Origin of the sequence: Bacillus cereus group sp. BfR-BA-01524 (assembly GCF_022662595.1) — a bacterium.
GTDB classification, from domain to species: domain Bacteria; phylum Bacillota; class Bacilli; order Bacillales; family Bacillaceae_G; genus Bacillus_A; species Bacillus_A thuringiensis_S.
This window is the reverse complement of sequence record NZ_JAKUDW010000411.1, coordinates 1-244: the sequence shown is the minus strand read 5'-3', so window position 1 is coordinate 244 and position 244 is coordinate 1. Positions and strand designations below refer to the sequence as shown.

The window sequence follows — 244 nt, the reverse complement described above, 5'->3', positions numbered from 1 at the left end:
ATTTGGCGGTATGACTTGTGGAATAACTACATTTTCTTTCGATACATTTGGTGACACTATATTTCCTACATTCTCTTTCTTCACTTGTGGCGATATTATATTCCCTACGTTATCTTTCTTCACTTGCGGTGACACTATATTTCCTACATTTTCTTTCTTCACTTGCGGCGATACTATATTTCCTACATTTTCTTTCTTCACTTGCGGCGATACTATATTTCCTACATTTTCTTTCTTCACTTGC

The 244-nt window shown here is 35.7% G+C and carries 1 pseudogene; it reads right to left on the bottom strand.

The features are described 5' to 3' along the window. Positions 1–244 (bottom strand): annotated as a pseudogene (locus MR170_RS31685) (peptigoglycan-binding protein LysM); the annotation flags it as partial.